The sequence below is a fragment of the Streptomyces sp. NBC_00414 genome (assembly GCF_036038375.1).
Lineage (GTDB): Bacteria > Actinomycetota > Actinomycetes > Streptomycetales > Streptomycetaceae > Streptomyces.
Genome location: NZ_CP107935.1, coordinates 10144658 through 10164051, shown reverse-complemented (window position 1 = coordinate 10164051; position 19394 = coordinate 10144658). Strand labels below are relative to the sequence as shown.

Here is a 19394-nt window from a genome sequence, read left to right as displayed (position 1 = left end):
ACACCGCCATGAAGATCGGAACCCTCGGCGCCGGAACCGTCGCCCAGGCCATCGCCCGCCACGCCGTGGCCCACGGCCACCAGGTCGTACTCAGCAACAGCCGCGGTCCCGCCTCCCTGGCCGGGCTCGCCGAAGAGCTCGGACCGCTCGCCCACGCCGGCACCCCGGAGGAGGCCGCCGCGGCGGAACTCGTACTCCTCGCGGTCGGCTGGCCCCAGATTCCGGACGCGACAGCCGGCCTGCCGCACTTCGACGGACGCATCGTCATCGACGCCACCAACCAGTTCACCTCCCCTCCCCCGCACCCGAAGATCGCCGACCTGGGCGAACTGACCGGCAGCGAACACGTCGCCTCACTGCTGCCCGGAGCCCGCGTCGTCAAGGCGTTCAACACCCTCTACGGCCAGTACATCGCCGCCGACCCGCGCCACCGGGCCGGACGTCAGGTGCTGTTCCTGGCCGGTGACGACGCCGACGCGAAGACGACCGTCAAGGACCTCACCGCGGACTTCGGGTTCGCCCCCGTCGATCTCGGCTCCTTGCGCGAGGGCGGACGCCTCATGCAACTCGGCGGCCCGCTCTCGGCCCTCCACGTCCTCAAACAGGACTGAGCCAGGCCCTCGGCCGCTCCTCGTTACTCCCCCTCATCCGCGCCTCGGTACAAGGAAGTCACTCATGACCATCCAGCCCCTGCTGCAGCCCGTCCGCCTCGGCGCGCTGGAACTGCGCAACCGCGTCGTCATGGCCCCCATGACCCGCGCCCGCGCCCAGAACGCCGAGCTGGCCCCCACCGACCTGCACGCGACCTATTACGCACAGCGCGCCGGCGCCGGGCTGATCGTCACCGAGGGCACCTGGGTCAGCCCCGACGCGATCGGCTTCATCAACGTCCCCGGCATCTACACCGACACGCAGACCGCCGGCTGGGCGAAGGTCACCGAAGCCGTCCACGAGGCGGGCGGGCGGATCGTCTCCCAGCTCGGCCACGTCGGCGCGGCCTCCCACCCCGACCACCTCGGAGGCCGCCTGCCCGCCGGGCCCTCGGCCGTCAACCCCGGCGAGAAGTCCTTCACCCCCTCCGGCCCCAAGGACACCCTCACCCCGCGCGCCTACACCACCGCCGAGATCGCCGACACCATCGCCGACTACCGCCGTGCGGCCGAGAACGCCCGCCGCGCCGGCTTCGACGGCGTGGAACTCCACGCCCAGGTGTCCCACTTGATCCCGCAGTTCCTCAACCCCCGTCTCAACCAGCGCACCGACGCCTACGGCGGCAGCAGCGAGAAGCGGGCCAAGCTGCTCCTCGACATCGTCGACGCCGTCAGCGACGTGTGGGGCAGCGACCGCATCGGCGTGAAAATGTCCCCGGGCTGGACCAGCGGAACCGCGTTCACCGCGGACGAGGAGACACTCGCCGACTACGACCAGCTGTTCAAGAAGCTCAACGACAGCGACCTGGCCTACCTGCACCTCCTGGGCGCCCCTGGCACCATCGAGGAGCGCATCGCTCTCTTCTCCCGCTACCGCGCCCACTACCAGGGCACCATCGTCGCCAACCTCGGCTTCACCCAGTCCCTCGGCAACGAGATCCTCGACCACGGCGTCGTCGACGCGGTCTCATTCGGCGCCCCCTTCATAGCCAATCCCGACCTGGTCGAGCGCTTCGCACAGGGCCACCCGCTGGCCGACAGCGACCAGGACACCCACTACGCCGGTCTCACCGAGGGCTACACGGACTACCCCGTCTTCACGAAGTAGCGGACTCTGCGCGGTGTTGCCGCAGAACGCGGGAGCTCCGGACCGTAGGGTCCAGAGCTCCCGGTCAGACCCCGCCCACACGCGACAGGCAAGAAGTCAGCAGGTGATGGTGCCCTTGCGCAGGGCGTGGCCGCCGTCATTGGCGTCGTCGGCCCAGTAGACGGGCTTGGAGCCGGCCACGCACTCGCTGGAGCCGGCGAGGGAGAAGCCCTCGTTGTTGTAGTTGGACATGCCGGTGGGGCGGTTGTAGACGGCGGTGGTGGTGAACACGCCGGTGGTGTCCATCTTCAGAGTGCGGTGCCGGCCGTCGCAGGTGTCGTCGCACACCGCCCACAGGCGCGTGGCCTGGGGTTCCCACTGCAGTTCCATCACCCCGGCCATGCCGCTGCTGAAGGAGGCGACGCGGGTGTGGCCGCCTGAGTCGGTGAGGACGTATCCGTAGATCATCCCGGTTCCTTCGACGCCGACGAAGAACACGCCACCGCTGTGGGCGCTGTAGCGGGCCGGGTCGTAGGCCGCCCCGGTGGAGGCGTCCTTGAAGGCGGCCCCGGTGAGGTAGGTGTCCGGGACCCAGGTGATCCCCTCGAGGCCCAGGTTGGAACCTGTGGTGGGCAGATCCGAGGTGAGGTTCCACTCCTTGGAAGCGGTCAGTGACGAGCCGGACGTGGTGACGTCGTACTTCAATACCGACAGGCGGCTGGTGCCGGAGGCGTCGCCGTCGCGCTCACTGGCGACGAACGCCCCGCCGGCCGATCCGGAGCCGGTCAGAGTGACGCCCTCGCTGTCAGGAGCGCCCGAACCACCGGTGAAGCGCAGGGACTTGCCGGAGGACCAACCGCTGCTCGTGTCCGGTTTCCAGCCGGCGGAGCCGTCACGCACCAGGCGCCACAGCTTTCCGCTGTTCTGCGCGCCCCACAGCACGTCGCCCTCCTGGTAGAGGCCGCTCAGATCCTGGCCGAACACGTTGGAGGCATCCGCGGTCGCCACGCTGCTGCCGCCCGGCCACACCACCGGATCGGTCGAACCCCCGCCACCGCCCCCGGAGGTCCCGCAACTGTTCGGGCCGCCCAGGGTCACCGTCGCCGCCTGCTCGAAGTCACCGGTGCCGTCCGGGCAGCGCGACCAGGACGGGTCGGAGTGCGTGCTCCAGGAGAAGCTGTCCACCAGGGTCTTGCCGTCGGCGAGGTAGAGGCGGGCCTCGTCGTCGGAGCCCAGGCCGAACTTGCCGTGGACGTCGAACGTCCGATACCCGCCCGCCGCCAGAGTGGTCCCCGAGGCGATCTTGTAGGAGTGGCTCGTGTCGTCGTCCTTGAGGATCCAGCCCGAGACGTCGATCGTGGCGGTGCCCTTGTTGAACAGCTCGATGGAGTCGTCGACGTCGCCGGTGGTCGCCACCTCGTTGATACGGATGTCGTCGGCGACGGCGGCGTGCGCCACCGGCACACCGCCCAGCGCGCAGGCGGCCAGCAGCGGGCCGGCGACAAGGAAACGGGCAAGAACGCGACGCCCACCGCGGGCGATCGATCTGTTCACGGATTCCGTCCTGACATGGTCATGGGAAGGGCGGCCCGATCGTCCCGGCCCAGCCCCAACAGCTCCCTCACACCGGGAGGACAACGCGTGAACGGCAGACACACCGTGATCACCGTGCCCCTCGGCGGCGCTTCACGAGCGCGCCTCCCGACGACCCGGACCGCGATCTGACGGCCGGCGCCCCCGGCCCCGGCACCCGCGCGCAGGGTCACTCAGGACAGGCGGCCTCCTGCCGGGGCCGCTCTTCTCCGACCGGGTACGCGGCTGTGACTCGCGGCGACAGGTGACCAGCCTCTGTCCGATCAGTCCCGTGCAGCCGGACCTCACGACCTGGCGGCGGAACAACTGCCGGTTACTGATTCGATCAGCGCGCACACGTCGTGGTCCACGATTCACGGCCCAGTCGTCACACACCGACAAAGCCGGGATCGCCCGGACGCGGTGCTCGTCCTGAGGGCGAACACCACCGCAGTCACAGCATGGCAAGCCCTGGCTCGCGCAGCATGTCCGCTATGTCGGCGAGCAGGCGCGAACCCTGCTGACCGTCGGCGAGTCGGTGGTCGAAGGACAGGGCGAGCTGGGTCGTCCAACGCGGCTCGATTCGTTCTCCCGCCTTGTCCTGGACAACCCACGGGGCGCGCCGCACGGCGCCCATCGCGAGGATGGCGGCCTCTCCCGGGTTGAGGATGGGCGTACCGGTGTCCACGCCGAACACGCCGACGTTGGTGAGCGTGACCGTGCCGCCGGTCAGGTCGCGTGGCTCCGTACGCCCCTCACGCGCCGTTTGCGCCAACTGTGTGATGGCACCGGCCAGTTCGTGCAGGGAGAGCAGATCGGCGTCCTTGATGTTGGGTACCACCAGGCCCCGGTCTGTCGCGGCGGCTACGCCGAGGTTGATGTACTGCTTGAGCACGATCTCCTGACTGGTCTCGTCCCAGCGGGAGTTCAGTTCCGGGGTTCTGCGCAGAGCCAGCAGAAGAGCCTTCGCCACGAGGAGCATCGGCGAGATCCGTACACCGGCGAACTCACGCCGGGCTCCGAGCGTCTCGCGCAGTCTCATCGTCTCGGTGACGTCCACGGTGACGAACTCGGTGACGTGCGGGGCGGTGAAGGCCGAAGCCACCATCGCGGCGGCCATGTGCTTGCGTACCCCGCGGATCGGAATCCGGGTCTCCCCACGCGAGTTGACCTCTGCGCTCAGGGAGCGTGTCGCACCCGGAGGTGTCGTCGGCGACCCGGCGGCAAGATGAACGTCCTCCCGTCTGACAGTGCCGTGCGGGCCGGTGGGCACCACCGTACTGAGGTCGACGCCGAGGTCCTTGGCCAGTTTGCGTACCGGAGGCTTGGCCGACGGACGGGCCGAAGGTGCCGCCGGAGTGGTGAGGGACCTGGCCCGCGGCCGGCTCCGCACAGCTACGGGAGTCCCGGTGGACGCCGGAGGGCGAGCGGTACGCCGACGGGCCGCGCCGGTGACCCGGGGACCGTATCCGACGAGGAGCGCTGTGCGTCCTTGCTGTTCCACCGGGTCCGAGGCGGCTGATGTCGACGCCGGATCACGCTCGTCCTGGGTACCGACGTCGATGGTGATCAGTGGAGCACCGACCGGCACGGTGTCACTCTCGGCGGCGTGCAGTGCGGCGACCGTGCCCGCATACGGGGAAGGCAGTTCGACGGCGGCTTTGGCGGTCTCGATCTCGACGATGATCTGATTCACCTCGACCGTGTCGCCCGGGGCCACGGTCCACTGCAGGATGTCGGCCTCCGTGAGGCCTTCCCCGACGTCGGGCAGGCAGAAGTCTTCGGTGGTGGGCATGGCTGTCCTGCCTTTCGATGGTGATGCGCGGCGCGCTTTTCAGTGGGCGAGGCTCCGGTCCACCGCGTCCAACATGCGGTCCACGCCCGGCAGCCAGTCCTCCTCAAGACGGCTCGGCGGGTACGGCGTGTCGTATCCGGTCACCCGCAGGACAGGGGCCTCCAGCGCGTAGAACGCCTCTTCCTGGACCCGGGCGGTGATCTCGGCACCGATGCCGTGCGTACGTGAGGCCTCGTGGGTGACGACGAGCCGGCCGGTGCGCAGCACGGATGCCATGACCGTGTCCGTGTCCAGTGGTGCAAGGCTCCTCAGGTCGATGACCTCGACGCTGCGCCCCTCCTCCTCCGCGATCCGGGCCGCCTCCAACGCCGGTGCCACCAGGGGCCCGTAAGCGACCAGGGTGAGGTCCGAGCCGGTGCGGACGGTACGGGCCCGGTGCAGGTCGAGCGGTGGTGCACCGTTCAGCTCGCCCTTGGTCCAGTACCGCCGCTTGGGTTCCAGGAAGATGACCGGGTCGTCGCTGGAGACGGCCTGACCGATCATGGTGAAGGCGTCGCCGGGTGTGGCACAGGTGACGACCTTGAGACCCGGAGTGTGCGCGAAGTAGGCCTCCGGGGACTCCGAGTGGTGCTCGATGGAACCGATGCCGCCGCCGTAGGGGATGCGGATGACCACCGGCATGGCGATCCGTCCGCCCGAGCGGTGTCTGTACTTGGCCAGCTGGCTGATGATCTGGTTGACGGCCGGGTAGACGAATCCATCGAACTGGATCTCGCACACCGGGCGGTAACCGCGCATCGCCAGACCTACTGCCGTACCGACGATCCCGGCTTCGCCCAGTGGGGTGTCCACGACCCGTGCGGGGCCGAAGTCGGCACAGAGTCCGTCGGTGACGCGGAAGACACCGCCGAGGCGGCCGATGTCCTCACCGAGCAGCAGGACCGACGGATCGGTCGAGAGAGCGTGCCGGAGCCCGTCGTTGATCGCCTTGGCCAGGGTCGTCGTGGTCATGCGCGCTCTCCGCTCAGGTCGGACATCTCCCGCAGCGAGGTGAGGTAGGCACGGTGTTCTGCCAGCTGGCGACGGAGTTCGGGGGTCATCTCGGCGTAGGTGTGCTCGAACGGCAGGGCCGGATCGGGCTCGGGCAGCGCCCGGCAGCGGGAGCGCAGACCCTCCGCGAACGTCTGCGCCTCGGCCTCGATCCCGGCGAAGTACGCGGGGTCGGCGGCGCCGGTGTTCACGAGGTGGTCGCGCACCCGGGATATGGGGTCCTTGGCCGCCCATTCCTTCTCCTCCGCCGTCTCCCGGTAGCGAGAGGCGTCGTCCGCGGTGGTGTGGGCGTTGCGGCGGTAGGTGAACGCCTCGATCAGCGTGGGGCCACCGCCCGTACGGGCCGTGTGGAGTGCGCTGCGGGTGGCCGCTAGGCAGGCCAGGACGTCGTTGCCGTCGACCCGGATGCCGGGCAGTCCGAAGCCGGCGGCGCGCTGGGCGACGGGCACGGTGCTCTGCACGCTGTACGGGGCCGAGATCGCCCACTGGTTGTTCTGGCAGAAGAAGACCACGGGCAGCGACTGGGTCGTCGCCCAGATGAACGCCTCATTGGTCTCGCCCTCGCTCAAGGCACCGTCGCCGAGGAAAGCGAGGACGGCGGGATCGGTGGGGTCGGTGGGGTCGGCTGGGTCAACAGGGTGCTCGACGGCCGGGTCCGCGAAGTCACTGCCGGTGTCGCGGCCCCTGTCAGTGCCGGTGATCCTGCCCGTGTCGCGGACGATCCCCATCGCGTAGCCGACGGCGTGCAGGGTCTGGGCCCCGATCACCAACGTGTACAGGTTGAAGTTGACGTCCCTCGGATCCCATCCGCCCAGGGTGGTGCCCCGGAAGAGGCCGAGGAGGGACGCCGGGTCGAGTCCGCGGCACCATGCCACACCGTGCTCGCGATAGGTGGGGAAGACCATGTCTGCGGGCCTCAGTGCGCGTGCGGCACCGATCTGTGCCGCCTCCTGCCCGAAGAGGGAGGGCCACAGCCCCAGTTCGCCCTGTCGTTGGAGGGCGATGGCCTCGGTGTCGAGGCGGCGGGCCAGCACCATGTCCCGGTACAGGGCGGGAAGGTCGGCGCCGGAGGGGTCGAACGGCAGCCGGGCGTCGGTGACGGCCTCGCCCTGCGGAGTCAGCAACTGGATCGGGTCGTGTCGGTCCTTCGTCTTCGCGGACGTGCGGGGCATTCCGAACTCCTTCGGGGTGTCGGCCGGACGGCCAAGGACCTTTGGCGGACCAGCCGACCAGTGGCGAACCATGGGCGGCAGGACAGACCTGCGGTGGACCGGCGCTGCGTCAGTGCCCGGAGCGGGCGAGTTCGCGGCTGATGAGCAGGCGCTGGATCTGGTTGGTGCCTTCGAAGATCTGCGTGACCTTGGCCTCGCGCATGTACCGCTCGACCGGGTGGTCGCGGACGTATCCGGCGCCGCCGAGGATCTGGACGGCGTCGGTGGACACCGACATGGCGGTGTCCGAGGCGATGAGTTTCGCCACGCTGGCCTCTTGGCTGTAGCCCAGTCCCGCGTCCTTGCGGCGGGCAGCCGACAGGTAGGTGGCGCGGGCCGACGCGGTCGCGGCGGCCATGTCGGCCAGCAGGAAGCCGACTCCTTGGTGGTCGATGATCTGCCGCCCGAAGGCCTCGCGTTCCTTCGCGTAGGCCACCGCGTGGTCCAGGCTCGCCTGCGCGATGCCGGTGGCGACGGCGGCGATACCGAGGCGCCCGGCGTCGAGTGCCGACAGTGCGATGGACAGACCCTGGCCGGGCCGCCCGATGAGACGGTCCGTGGGGATCAGGGCGTCATCGAAGTTCATCGTGGCCGTCGTCGAGCTGCACAGGCCCATCTTGCGTTCGGGTGCGGCCGCCGAGAGGCCGGGGGTGCGGGCGGGGACGTGGAAGCAGGAGACACCGTGTCTGCGGTCGGCGTCCGTCCGCAGGAAGGTGGTGTAGTAATCGGCCTGTCCCGCGTGGGTGATCCATGCCTTGCTCCCCCGGGCGCGCCAGCCGTCCGGAGTGCTGGTGGCCGAGGCCCGCATCGCGGACGGGTCCGACCCGGCATGCGCCTCGGACAAGGCGTAGGCACCGAGCAGGGCACCGCTGAGCAGGTCGGGGAGGAGTTCGGCCTTCTGCCGCTCGGTGCCGAACGTGTTCACCGGATGACAGGACAGGGCGTGCACGCTCATGCCCACAGCCACGGCCGCCCACCGGATGGCGATCTCTTCCAGGACCTGGAGATAGACGCAATAGGGCTGCGCTCCTCCGCCGAACTCCTCGGGGAACGGCAAGGTGAGCAGCCCCGCCGACCCCAGCAGTGTGAAGACCTCACGGGGGAAGCGCTCGGCCTCTTCGAACTCGGCCACGCGTGGGGCGAGTTCCTTGTCGGCGATCTCGGCGGTGAGCCGAATCAGCTCATGGGCCTCATCGGACGGCAGTTCACGCTCGACGCTCACGGTGATGCCTTTCGGTGACTTGCACATGCCGGAGCCAGGTGGCCGGTGGGCAGCGGTTACGGGGTGACGGCCTGGTGTCCCGACGAGGCGTGGATGCAGGCGGTGCGGTGCGATCCGTCGTGGATGTAGGGCGGCGGGGCCTTCGCGCAGGCGGCCTCGGCTTCCGGGCACCTGGGCTGGAAGGGACAGCCCGTGATGATGTCGGGGGCGCCGGACGGTTCGCCCTCCAGTGCCGGCGGACGCGACGCGTCGCCGCGTCGCCGCAGGTCGGGAGCGGCCCTCAACAGAGCCCGCGTGTAGGGGTGCTGGGCCCCGGAGAAGATCGCCTCCGCCGTCCCCTCCTCCACCACCCGGCCCGCGTACATCACCGCGACCCGGTCGCAGAGCGTTCTGATGATGCCGAGGTCGTGGGAGATGAAGACGATCGTCAACCCGAGTTCGGCGCGCAGATCGGCCAGCAGGTTGACCACGGTGGCCTGGGCGGACACGTCCAGGGCGGACACCGCCTCGTCCGCGACCAGCACGTCGGGCCGGACCGCCAGGGCCCGTGCGATGGCGACGCGCTGACGCTGTCCCCCGGACAGTTCGCGCGGTCGCGCGTCCAGGACGCGCGTGGGCAGGTTCACCATCTCCATGAGCGAGTTCAGCGCGGAGGTCATCCCCGCGTCCGGGACGAGGTCGTGGCAGTCGATGAGCTCGGCCAGTACGGAACGGACCCGTCGGCGGGGATTGAGTGACGCGACCGGATCCTGGAAGACCATCTGGATCCGTCGGCACAGCTCCTTCGGTCTGCGGATCCCGACGTCCTGGCCGTCGTAGCGGACCCGTCCGGTGGTCGGGGCCGTCAGGCCGACCAGTACGCCGGCCAGGGTCGACTTGCCGCATCCGGACTCGCCGACCACGCCGAGACACTGGGAGCGTTCGACGGCGAGACTCACACCGTCGACGGCCCTCAGTGTCAGGGGCGCCACGGACCGACGGGTCCTGACCTTGAAGTGGACGGAGATGTCGTCCAGTTCGACGAGGGCGCTCATGACTGTTCTCCAGCGTTCGGGACCGGCTGCCGTACGCACGCTGTGGCCCGGTGCGGACCGATGGCCAGCAGCGGTGGGTCCCCGTGCAGGCACACGTCCGCGGCGAAGGGGCAGCGGGGAGCGAAGCGACAGCCGGGAGGCAGCAGGCCGGCGGTGGGCGGGGATCCGCTGATGGTCCTCAACCGGGTCGGCGGGCCGTGCAGTTGGGGCATCGAGTCGATCAGCGCTTGTGTGTAGGGATGACTCGGGTCGTCGACCAGGTCGTGCGTGGGCCCCTGTTCGACGATGCGGCCCGCGTACATCACGGCGGTGCGATCGGCGATGCGGGAGATGACCGAGAGGTCGTGGCTGACGAAGACCAGTGCCAGTCCACGTTCGGTCCGCAGCCGCTCGACGAGGGTCAGGATCTGGTCCTGGACCGTGGTGTCCAGCGCGGTCGTCGGTTCGTCGCAGAGGAGGAGCGAGGGTTCCACCGACAGCGCCATCGCGATCATCACGCGTTGGCGCAGGCCTCCGGAGAGCTGGTGCGGCCATGCGCGGGCCCGTTGCTCCGGATGCGGCACGCCGACCTCGGCCAGCAGTCGCAGGGCCCGCTCCGCCGCGGTCCGGCGGGACATGCCGAGAGCCCGGGGGCCGGCGGCGACCAGATCACCGATGCGCATGGTCGGGTTCAGCGAACTCATCGGCTCCTGGAAGATCATCGAGACTCCGTGCCCACGCAGCTCACGCGGCTGCACGGACCGCAGCCCCTCTCCCTCCCGCCGTTGGAACCGCGTGGTCCCACGGGTCTGCTTCAGCGTGGGCGGCAGCAGGCCCAGCACGGAACGCAGCGTGAGGCTCTTGCCTGATCCGGACTCGCCCACGATCCCGAGGCATTCCCCGGTGTCGACGTGCAGAGACACATCGTCCACCAGGGTGACTCCGCCCTGCGCCGCGGCGATCGACAGGTTGTCGATCTCGATCACGCGTTCTGTACGCGTCATGACTTGATCCGATCGTCCAGGCCGTCCCCGATCAGGGCCAGGCCCATTCCGATCAGGGCGATCGCCGCTCCGGGTGCCGCGATCAGCCACCAGTTGGTCTGGATGACGCTGCGGCCGGACTGGATCATCGAGCCCCACTCCGGGGTTCCGATGGGGATGCCGACGCCCAGGAAGGACAGGGTCGAGATCGCGACGACGGCCAGCCCGACGTCGACGAAGAAGTACACGATGCTCTGGCCGATGGCGTTCGGCACGATGTGCCAGGCGATCACCCGTCGGCGGGGCAGGCCGCCCAGGCGTGCGGCGCGGATGTAGTCCATGGAGCGCACCCTGCGCACTTCGCTGCGCAACAGCCGTGCGTACACGACCCAGGAGATGACGGTGAAGCCGATGATGAGCGGCAGCTCGCCGGGGCCGAGGAACAGGAATCCGGTGCCGGGGCCGAGCAGGCCGACCAGCGCGATGAAGAAGATGAACAGCGGGAGTGAGACGACGATGTCGGAGGTCCGCATGATCGCCGTGTCCAGCCACTTGCTGCCGAGGCCCGCGGCGATGCCGATCAGGCTGCCCAGGACCGCGGGGATGAGGGAGCCGAGCAGCGCCACGCGCAGGTCGATCCGGATCGCGTAGACCAGCCGTGTCCATTCGTCGCGGCCGAGCTGGTCGGTGCCGAGGATGTGGGCCCGCGAGGGTGGGGCGAGCCGGTTCAGCAGGTCCTGTTCGGCGGGGTGTCCGCCGGTGATCAGGGGTGCGAAGACGGCGGCGAGGACGAACAGGCCCACGATGACCGCCCCGACGGCCATCTTGCCGTCCCCGCGCCGACGCTGCCGTCGCGACGGTTCGGTGTGCGGCGCGGTGTCCTTGATGCTGGGCACGTCGATCATGTGCGCACCGTCCTCGGATCGAGCAGCGAGACGACGGTCTCGCCGAGGATGTTGGCCAGCACGACCCCCGTGGCGAACAGCAGCGTGATGCCCTGCACGGTGTAGACGTCGCGTTTGGCGGACGCCTCGACCAGTGCGCTGCCCAGGCCGGCGATGTTGAAGGTGGCTTCCAGGATGACGACTCCGAAGAAGAGGTAGCCGACGTTGAGGGCGAGAAGGGTGAGGACCGGGCCGAGGGCGTTGCGCAGCACGTGTCGGACGATCAGGGTGCTGCCGCCCACACCGAGCGACCGGGCGACCGCGATGTACTCGGAGTCGAGCACGTCGATCAGGCTCGACCGCAGGCTCCGCACCAGGACGGGCGTGAGGATGATCGCGCCGGTCACGGAGGGCAGGACCAGCGACCTCAGGAGTTCCGCCGGGCTCGCCCCCAGGTCCGCGACGGGGAACCACCCGGTGGGGATGGCCACCAGTCTGATGAGCAGGAAGCCGACCCAGAACGCCGGCAGGAACAGGGCCAGGAGCACGCCCAGCCTGATCGCGTGGTCGACGGGGCGGTCCCGGAACCAGGCGGCGGTCCAGGCGAGCACGAGTGAGGTCGTGACCGCGAGCACCAGGGTGCCGAGAAGGAGCCACAGTGTGTCGCCGATGCGCTGGCCGATGATGCCGCTGACACTCTGTCCGTCGATCGACGTCCCGAAGTCGCCGTGCAGCACCCTGTTGACATACGCCAGGTACTGGTGCGGCAGGCTGCGGTCGAGGCCCAGTTGGTGGCGCAGTTCGCTCACCGCTTGGGCCGAGGCTCGTGGTCCGAGGCGCAGTCTGGCCGCGTCGCCGGGCGCGATCTGGGTCAGCACGAACACGACCAGCGTGACCGCGAGCAGGACGAGGACCAGCTGGAGCAGCCGGGCGAGGACCGTTCTCACCGCTACCACGAAACTCCCTCCCTTCCTTGGAGAGTGCCGGACACGCTTGTCAGCTCCTGATGTTCAACTCATCCGCGCAGTACGCCTGGTACGGCGCCGCGACGAAGCCCTGCACCCGGTCGGCCACCGCGTCGAGCGCGTTGGGCACGGCCAGCGGAAGCACGGCATGACTCGCGTTGGCTGTCGCTTCGAAGTCCTGGACCGCGGCGCTCACTTCGGACCGGCTGCTCGCCGCGTGGACCGCTGCCAGTGCCTTGTTCGCCGGCCCGGGGTCGGACTGGGAGAACACGACGCCGGTCGCCCCGAGGAAGCCGAGGGGGTCGATCGGGGTGGGGGCGAGCGCGCTGTAGGTGACCATGCCGAGCTGGAAGGAACCCTTGCTCAGATCGTCGATCAGGGAGCTGGTCGGCAGCGGGTTGACGGTGGCCTTGATGCCTGCCTTGGCGAGCATCGGGGCCAGTGCCTGTGCCGCGAGTTTTCCGGGGCCTCCGTCGCTGGGCACGATCAGCTCTATGGTCCGGCCGTCGTAGTCGGATGCGTCGACGAGCTTCTTCGCGGCCGCCGGATCCGTCGTGGACCAGGTGCACCTGGGGCACTTGGTGACACCGGGGACCTGCTGCGGCAGCAGTGACGTGGCCATGCTCGCCTCGCCGACGTATCCGCCGCTGACGAGCTTGCGGTAGTCGATGGCGAGTGAGATCGCCTTCCTGAGGCGGACGTCCGCGAGGGGCCCGGACTTCGTGTTCATGGTGAGGACGCTGACGCCGGTGGACGGTGCGCCGACGATGTTGTCCTTGGGGTACTGGGCTGCCGCTTCGAGTTCCACGCCGTTGACGACGTCGAGGGAACCGCTCTGGAACTGCAGGAGTTGCTGGCCCCCGTCGGCGACGACCTTGTAGTCGACCTTGTCGAGGTAGGGCAGGCCGGAGCGGTAGTAGTGCGGGTTGCGGGTCAGGGCGATGGACCGCCCCACGGTCTCGTTGCTGATCACGAACGGCCCTGCCCCGACGGGCTTCTTCCAGTACGCGGCGGCGCTCCGGCCGCCGTACTTGTCGGGGAAGATCGCGGCGTTGGCGGTCGACAGGACGGCGGGGAGCGTCTCGTCCGGCTCGGAGAGGTGGAAGACGACGGTTGTCGGGGACGGCGTGTCGACGGACTTGATGGAGGAGAAGTAGCTGCCGTACAGCTCGCCCTTGCTCCACAGGCCTTCCGAGAACTTGACGTCCGCGGACGTGACGGGTCTGCCGTCGCTGAACTTCGCGTCCGGGTTCAGCGTGAACTTCAGCGTCTTGGCCTTGGCGTCCGCCTTGTAGGACGAGGCCAGGGCCGGCTGGAGGGTCTTGCCGTCGGGGGTGGAACGCAGGAGCGAGGCGTAGACCTGGGGGAACACCCGGTAGCTCTGGGTCGCCAGCGCTTTCTGGGGGTTCCAGGTGTCGATCGCGCTGCTGAGCGACATCGAGAGCGAGCCGCCGCGTTTCGCCGGCGAAGAGGCGGTTCCGGACGCGGACGAGTTCGTGCTGCCGGAGCTGCATCCGCTGAGGAGGAGCGCGGTGGCCATCAGCGCCGTTCCGCACGCCGTGGTCCCGGCTGTCGACTTGCGCATAACTTCCCTCGCAGTTTCGTAAGTTATCTACCAAGTGACATTCTCAATCTACGCCGGGTTCCGTCACCCGTCTAGGTGGCTGGAAAAAGCAGCTGCCGCCTACGGGGCCTCCGGGCAGATGGGAACCGCTCGACCTGCGACTTTGCCGGGTCAGCCGAGGCTGCCGGACCGGAACGTCATCGGCTCGTGACGTCCTGCGGGGCCGGATCACGCCCCTGCACATGCCGCATCATCCAGTCGACCAGCGCCTCGTTCTGCGCCCGGCGTGACGGCACGGGCCCCGAGACCGACCCTTCGTGGGACGCGTCCGGCAGCATCAGCATCTCGGCGACGCACCCGGCGCGGCGCAGCACCGAGTAGAACTGCTTGCCCTGCTCGGGCGGGCACCGGTGGTCGGCCTCCCCCTGGATCAACAGGGTCGGCGTCGTGCAGGTGTGGGCGGTGCTGAGCGGCGACAGCCGCCGGTAGCGCTCGAAGTCGGTCTGCGGAGTTGCGTCCAGCATCGCGGGCAGGAAGCTGAGCCCGACGTCGCTGGTTCCGTACATGCTCCAGAAGTTCGTCACCGGATTCTCGATCACGGCGGCCTTGAACCGGTCGGTGTGACCGACGATCCAGCTGGACATGTAGCCGCCGTACGACAGCCCGGCGACCCCGAGGCGGTCCGGGTCGGCCCATCCCTCGTCCACCGCGAAGTCCACCGCCGCCAGCAGGTCCTGGAAGTCCTTGTTGCCCCAGTCGCCGATGATGGCGTCGGCGAAATCCATGCCGTAGCCGCGTGAACCGCGGGGATTCACCATGAGCACCCCGAAGCCGGCGCCGCACAACACGTGGGCGTCCGTGACGTAGGCCTCGCCGTAGGCGGATCTGGGGCCGCCGTGGATGAGCAGGACGGTCGGCAGCGGGCCGACGGCACTTGCCGGCCGCAGGAGTTTGGCCTGGACCGTCGAGCCGTTCCCCGTGGGTGCCCGGAAGGTGGTGACCGTGCACGGCACGGTGCAGGACATGTTGTGGGTCGCGGTGTCGGTGATGCGTACGTCCTGGCCCGTGTCCAGGTCGCGCAGCCACAGGTCGGGCGGACTGGTGAGGGTGCCGTTGGCATACAGCAGGCGCTGCCCGGCGACCGCCAACGGATAGAAGCAGCCCGTGCCGGCCAGCAGTTGCTCGGCCTTCGGCTCGCCTTCCAGCGCGATGCGGTGCACTTCCAGACGGTCCTCGACGTGCACGCGCAGAACCGCGTCTCCCGCGTGCAGGAGCAGTCTCGCGTCGGGATCCATGAACGGAACAGCTATGTCACCCAGGACGTCACCGTTGAGATCGAGGTCCAGGCCCGCCGCGCGGTCGGTCTGCTGCCAGGGCGCGGAGTCGGCGGCAGGACCGTCGGAAGGCCGCAGGGTCCACAGCCGCCCCACCGAATGCGCCTTGGAGCCGGCGGACGTCACCGCGATCCGTCCGTCGTCCAACGCCCTCAGGGAGAAGATGTCGAGCGCGCGCATGTGCTCGGCGGGTGCCGGGTCGGTCCCGTCGGCGCGGACCGAGCGGACGGCGGCGACGCTCTGTTGCCATTCGTCGGGCCCGAGGCCGGCGCGGTAGGCGATCCGCCAGGACGACGAGGAACCGGCACCGTCGCCACCGTTCTCCGAGTGCGGCAACCACGTCGGCTGGCTGTTGACCCAGTCGTCGTCCGTGAGCCGCGTATGCGTCCCCCTGTCGAGGTCGTAGACGAAGATGTCCGCGGTCGCGTCGTCGACGAGGCCGAGCCCGTCCACCCAGCCGATCACGCGGGTGATCCGGTACGGCGCCCCGGGGACCCGCGTTCGGAGCGTCGCCGCGTAGGCGAGGCGGCGTCCGTCCGGGCTCCACGCGGGCTTTCCGAAGACCGAGCGGTCCGGTGCCTCCGCGTCGAGGAGCACCTCGCATCGGAAGTCGGGCGCCTCGGCGGGGCGGACGAGCACGATGCGAGTGTTCGGCCCGTCGTTCGAGAGGAACGCCAGACGACTGCCGTCCGGCGAGAACAAGGGGGTGTGGTCGCAGTCGCCGAACTCGACGACGACGGAACCCGAAGCACCCTCCGTCACTTTGCTCAGGCGCACACTTCGCCGCTCGGCGTCCCCCTCGATACGGGATGAGGACCAAGCGGCGAGCGTGCCGTCCGGGCTCAGGTCGGCACTGTGGATCAGCTCCATCACCTCAACGGCCTGAGCGTCGACGGCCCGGGGGAACACCCGGTCGGATCCGGTGTCTGTCGGAGGCATGGCTACTCCTCGGCTTGAAGTTCATAAAAATATTACCAGTTACAAAAAATGTATGTAGACTCTGGGCATGGTCACTCTTCAGGCTTCAGGCAGTGAGCGGAGCGCCCTGCGCATCGGCTCCGGAGCCGGCTTCGCCGACGACCGCATCGAGCCGGCCGTACAGCTGGTCGAACACGGAGACATCCAGTACCTCGTCTTCGAATGCCTGGCAGAACGCTCGGTGGCCCTGGCCGAACTGGAGCGGCGCCGGGATCCCGACCGCGGATACAACCCGTGGCTTGCCGACCGCATGGCGGCCGTCCTGCCGGAGTGCGCACGCAGGGGGATCCGCGTCATCACGAACATGGGCGCGGCCAATCCGCGGGCGGCGGGCGCACTCGTCACCGAGTTCGCGCGCGCCAGAGAACTGCGCGGACTGTCGGTGGCCGTGGTGACGGGCGACGATGTACTCGATCGCATCCTTGAGCGACCCGATCTCCCGCTGCTGGAGCGCGAGGGGACCGTCGGCTCCCTGGGCGAGCGCGTGGTGTCGGCCCACGCCTACCTGGGGTGCGAAGGGATCACCCACGCCCTGAGTGCGGGTGCCGATGTAGTGATCACGGGCCGAGTTGCGGACCCTTCGCTATATATTGCACCCCTTGTCCATGAATTCGGCTGGGACACCAGCAACTGGAACCTGATCGGCAAGGGCGCCTGTGTAGGGCACTTGATGGAATGCGGGGCCCAGGTCACAGGCGGCTACTTCGCTGATCCGGGTCACAAGGACGTCCCCGGTCTCGCCGATCTGGGTTTCCCGATAGCCGAGGTGCACGGCGACGGGACCTTCAGGATCAGCAAGGTGGAGGGGTCGGGCGGGCAGGTGACGACCGCCACGTGCACGGAGCAGCTGCTCTACGAGGTGCACGACCCGTCGGCGTATCCGTCGGCCGACGTGGTGGCCGACTTCTCCCAGGTCCGGTTCGACGAGTCCGGCCATGACACCGTGCTGGTCCGCGGCGCACGGGGACGGCGGCGTCCGGACGACCTGAAGGTCTCCGTCGGCTACCGCGACGGATTCACCGGGGAAGGCCAGATCTCCTACGCCGGCCCCAATGCCCTCCCCCGAGCCCGACTGGCACTGGAAATCCTGCGCGAGCGGATCGAGAAGCAGGGCATCGACCCCGGGGCGACACGCTACGAGCTCATCGGCGTCGACTCCGTCAGCCGCGGCCTCGGACTCGGTACCGGTACGGATGATCCGGACCGGCTGAACGAGGTCCGTGTCCGCGTCGCCGGCCGGACCGACTCCGCCGACCAGGCCCGCCGGATCGCGCACGAGGTCAGCGCGATGTGGCTCAACGGCCCCGCCGGCGGCGGCGGTGTGGTCTGTTCCGTCACCGAGCGGATAGCCATCGCCTCGGTGTTCCTGCCCCGCTCCGACGTCACATCGTCGGTCACGTTCGCGGAGGTCTAGATGCTTCTGCACGAGCTCGCCCACGCCCGCTCCGGCGACAAGGGCAACGTCTCGGACATCACCGTCATCGTCTACGAGACAGCGGACTTCCCCCTCGTACGGGAACGCGTGACCGCCGAGCGGGTACGGCGCCACTTCTCCGCCCTCCTCGAAGGTGACGAAAGCGATGTGCGGCGTTACGAACTCCCGCACCTGGGCGCGCTGAAATTCGTCCTCGAAGGCGCGCTGGACGGTGGCGTCACCCGCAGCCTCAACCTCGACACACATGGCAAATGCCTCGGGTCGCTGCTCCTCGGCATGGACATCGGTGATGTCCATGCCGAGGAGCAGGAGCCGGAGTCGTCCGGGACCAGAACTTCGCACGGCATATGGAGGTAGCACGATGGGTTCGATCGATCGTCCGGCAAGCCCCAGGCGGGTCCTGTTCCGCAACGGCCTCGTCGCCGACGGCACCGGCGCCGAGCCGCGGCGCGGCGACGTGGTCGTGGAGGGCGCCAGGATCATCGATGTCGGAACCGGTCTGGACGGCGACGTCGAGGTCGACCTGGAGGGGAGATCCCTCCTGCCTGGTCTCATCGACTGCCACGTCCACGTGATGATCGCGAGCATCGACACCGTGGACCGGCTGCAAGCACCCTTCTCCTACCCGTTCTTCCAGGCCGCCCGGCACCTCCGCACGCTGCGGAAGATCGGTATCACCCACGCGAGGGACGCGGCGGGTGCCGACCTGGGAGTGAAAGCCGCCCTGGAGGACGGTCTGATCGACGGGCCCCGGCTGCAGATCGCCATCTCCATGCTCAGCCAGACCGGTGGGCACTCGGACGGCTGGCTGGCCTCCGGGAACTGCGTCGAGAACCGGATCGCCCACCCCGGACGGCCCCGTGGAGTCGTCGACGGCGTCGACGAGATGCGCAAGGCGGTTCGCGAGATCATCCGGGCCGGTGCCGACGTCATCAAGGTCGCCGCATCCGGCGGGGTCATGTCGCCGCGCGACAACCCTCACCACGCTCATTTCGGACTCGACGAGCTGACCGTCGCCGTCACCGAGGCCCGCGCGGCCGGTCTGCCGGTGATGGCCCACGCCCAGGGCGCCGTCGGCATCAAGAACGCGTTGCGCGCGGGGGTGCGATCCATCGAGCACGGCATCTTCCTCGACGACGAGGCCATCGAGCTGATGCTCGAACACGAGGCGTTCCTCGTGCCCACCCTGCTGGCCCCGAGGAGCGTGCTGGAGGCGGCGGCGAAGGGCGCACGGCTGACCGACGCCACCCTCGCCAAGGCCCACGAGGTCGCCGACACCCACCTCGCCTCCTTCAAGAAGGCCTGCGAGGCGGGCGTCACCATCGCCATGGGCACCGACGCGGTCGGGCTCGCGCCAGGCCGCAACCTCGAAGAACTGGAGCTGATGGCGACCAACGGCCTGAGCCCTTCGAAGGTGCTTCGCGCGAGCACCCTGGACGCCGCGCGGCTGCTGGGTGTCTCGGACAAGTACGGCAGCATCGAGCCGGGCAAGCGCGCGGACCTGGTCGTCGTGTCCGGCGACGCCACCGACTTCACCTGCCTGGCCCACCGGATCGACGCCGTCTACATGGACGGTGCGCTGGTGGAGTCACGGTCCGGATGACGAGCCGTCACCTCGTTGCCCAGGACGAACAAGCGGTCGCGCATGACA

16 protein-coding genes are annotated in these 19394 nt (G+C 69.2%); 5 read left to right on the top strand and 11 right to left on the bottom strand.

The window, feature by feature from the left end; all coding sequences use genetic code 11:
* Positions 1-8 precede the first annotated feature (8 nt).
* Positions 9-611 (top strand): NADPH-dependent F420 reductase, encoded by a 603-nt coding sequence (locus OHS59_RS43500; RefSeq protein WP_328498868.1) that lies wholly within the window; start codon positions 9-11, stop codon positions 609-611.
* A gap of 64 nt (positions 612-675) precedes the next feature.
* Positions 676-1758 (top strand): alkene reductase, encoded by a 1083-nt coding sequence (locus OHS59_RS43495; RefSeq protein WP_328498867.1) that lies wholly within the window; start codon positions 676-678, stop codon positions 1756-1758.
* Between the two features lie 96 nt (positions 1759-1854).
* On the opposite strand, the gene OHS59_RS43490 is transcribed toward OHS59_RS43495, so the two are convergent.
* From OHS59_RS43490 to OHS59_RS43440, 11 genes are all read right to left on the bottom strand, one after another.
* Positions 1855-3291, bottom strand: coding sequence for a lamin tail domain-containing protein (locus OHS59_RS43490; RefSeq protein ID WP_328498866.1), 1437 nt, complete (start codon positions 3289-3291; stop codon positions 1855-1857).
* 472 nt (positions 3292-3763) lie between these two features.
* Entirely contained in the window at positions 3764-5104 is a 1341-nt protein-coding gene (locus tag OHS59_RS43485) for a dihydrolipoamide acetyltransferase family protein (RefSeq protein ID WP_328498865.1), read from the bottom strand.
* Positions 5105-5143: 39 nt separating this feature from the next.
* The gene (locus OHS59_RS43480) at positions 5144-6115 is read right to left on the bottom strand and encodes an alpha-ketoacid dehydrogenase subunit beta (RefSeq protein WP_328498864.1); all 972 of its coding nucleotides are present in this window, start codon (positions 6113-6115) and stop codon (positions 5144-5146) included.
* Positions 6112-7326, bottom strand: coding sequence for a thiamine pyrophosphate-dependent dehydrogenase E1 component subunit alpha (locus OHS59_RS43475; protein WP_328498863.1), 1215 nt, complete (start codon positions 7324-7326; stop codon positions 6112-6114). The genes OHS59_RS43480 and OHS59_RS43475 overlap by 4 nt, the downstream gene beginning before the upstream one ends.
* A 109-nt stretch (positions 7327-7435) precedes the next feature.
* Positions 7436-8587 carry an acyl-CoA dehydrogenase family protein gene (locus OHS59_RS43470; RefSeq protein WP_328498862.1) on the bottom strand — a complete coding sequence of 384 codons (1152 nt, stop codon included), beginning with the start codon at positions 8585-8587 and terminating at the stop codon, positions 7436-7438.
* A 56-nt stretch (positions 8588-8643) separates the two neighbouring features.
* Positions 8644-9621, bottom strand: coding sequence for an ABC transporter ATP-binding protein (locus tag OHS59_RS43465; RefSeq protein WP_328498861.1), 978 nt, complete (start codon positions 9619-9621; stop codon positions 8644-8646).
* Positions 9618-10604 carry an ABC transporter ATP-binding protein gene (locus OHS59_RS43460; protein ID WP_328498860.1) on the bottom strand — a complete coding sequence of 329 codons (987 nt, stop codon included), beginning with the start codon at positions 10602-10604 and terminating at the stop codon, positions 9618-9620. The genes OHS59_RS43465 and OHS59_RS43460 overlap by 4 nt, the downstream gene beginning before the upstream one ends.
* Positions 10601-11488 (bottom strand): ABC transporter permease, encoded by an 888-nt coding sequence (locus OHS59_RS43455; protein WP_328498859.1) that lies wholly within the window; start codon positions 11486-11488, stop codon positions 10601-10603. Before OHS59_RS43455 ends, OHS59_RS43460 begins: the two co-directional genes overlap by 4 nt.
* Complete coding sequence (locus tag OHS59_RS43450) at positions 11485-12423, bottom strand: ABC transporter permease (RefSeq protein WP_328498858.1); 939 nt, start codon at positions 12421-12423, stop codon at positions 11485-11487. The genes OHS59_RS43455 and OHS59_RS43450 overlap by 4 nt, the downstream gene beginning before the upstream one ends.
* Before the next feature lie 40 nt (positions 12424-12463).
* Positions 12464-14017 (bottom strand): ABC transporter substrate-binding protein, encoded by a 1554-nt coding sequence (locus tag OHS59_RS43445; protein WP_328498857.1) that lies wholly within the window; start codon positions 14015-14017, stop codon positions 12464-12466.
* 176 nt (positions 14018-14193) lie between these two features.
* Positions 14194-16269, bottom strand: a complete 2076-nt coding sequence (locus OHS59_RS43440; RefSeq protein ID WP_328498856.1) for a S9 family peptidase — start codon at positions 16267-16269, stop codon at positions 14194-14196.
* Between the two features lie 67 nt (positions 16270-16336).
* On the opposite strand from OHS59_RS43440, the gene OHS59_RS43435 reads away from it, so the two are divergent.
* From OHS59_RS43435 to OHS59_RS43425, 3 genes are read left to right on the top strand one after another with little or no spacing between them, the layout of a single operon-like run.
* Complete coding sequence (locus tag OHS59_RS43435) at positions 16337-17722, top strand: acyclic terpene utilization AtuA family protein (RefSeq protein ID WP_328498855.1); 1386 nt, start codon at positions 16337-16339, stop codon at positions 17720-17722.
* Positions 17723-18100: an AtuA-related protein gene (locus tag OHS59_RS43430; RefSeq protein ID WP_328498854.1), complete on the top strand. Its 378-nt coding sequence runs from the start codon at positions 17723-17725 to the stop codon at positions 18098-18100.
* 4 nt (positions 18101-18104) lie between these two features.
* Positions 18105-19346, top strand: a complete 1242-nt coding sequence (locus OHS59_RS43425; protein ID WP_328498853.1) for a metal-dependent hydrolase family protein — start codon at positions 18105-18107, stop codon at positions 19344-19346.
* Positions 19347-19394 lie beyond the last annotated feature (48 nt).

What these genes read in the sequence shown, in the direction of transcription:
- OHS59_RS43460 (WP_328498860.1), bottom strand. Translation starts at nt 10,604, where the DNA reads ATGACGCGTACAGAACGCGTGATCGAGATCGACAACCTGTCGATCGCC.
- OHS59_RS43430 (WP_328498854.1), top strand. Translation starts at nt 17,723, where the DNA reads ATGCTTCTGCACGAGCTCGCCCACGCCCGCTCCGGCGACAAGGGCAAC.
- OHS59_RS43480 (WP_328498864.1), bottom strand. Translation starts at nt 6,115, where the DNA reads ATGACCACGACGACCCTGGCCAAGGCGATCAACGACGGGCTCCGGCAC.
- OHS59_RS43440 (WP_328498856.1), bottom strand. Translation starts at nt 16,269, where the DNA reads ATGCCTCCGACAGACACCGGATCCGACCGGGTGTTCCCCCGGGCCGTC.
- OHS59_RS43465 (WP_328498861.1), bottom strand. Translation starts at nt 9,621, where the DNA reads ATGAGCGCCCTCGTCGAACTGGACGACATCTCCGTCCACTTCAAGGTC.
- OHS59_RS43425 (WP_328498853.1), top strand. Translation starts at nt 18,105, where the DNA reads ATGGGTTCGATCGATCGTCCGGCAAGCCCCAGGCGGGTCCTGTTCCGC.
- OHS59_RS43495 (WP_328498867.1), top strand. Translation starts at nt 676, where the DNA reads ATGACCATCCAGCCCCTGCTGCAGCCCGTCCGCCTCGGCGCGCTGGAA.
- OHS59_RS43485 (WP_328498865.1), bottom strand. Translation starts at nt 5,104, where the DNA reads ATGCCCACCACCGAAGACTTCTGCCTGCCCGACGTCGGGGAAGGCCTC.
- OHS59_RS43500 (WP_328498868.1), top strand. Translation starts at nt 9, where the DNA reads ATGAAGATCGGAACCCTCGGCGCCGGAACCGTCGCCCAGGCCATCGCC.
- OHS59_RS43475 (WP_328498863.1), bottom strand. Translation starts at nt 7,326, where the DNA reads ATGCCCCGCACGTCCGCGAAGACGAAGGACCGACACGACCCGATCCAG.
- OHS59_RS43435 (WP_328498855.1), top strand. Translation starts at nt 16,337, where the DNA reads ATGGTCACTCTTCAGGCTTCAGGCAGTGAGCGGAGCGCCCTGCGCATC.
- OHS59_RS43455 (WP_328498859.1), bottom strand. Translation starts at nt 11,488, where the DNA reads ATGATCGACGTGCCCAGCATCAAGGACACCGCGCCGCACACCGAACCG.
- OHS59_RS43445 (WP_328498857.1), bottom strand. Translation starts at nt 14,017, where the DNA reads ATGCGCAAGTCGACAGCCGGGACCACGGCGTGCGGAACGGCGCTGATG.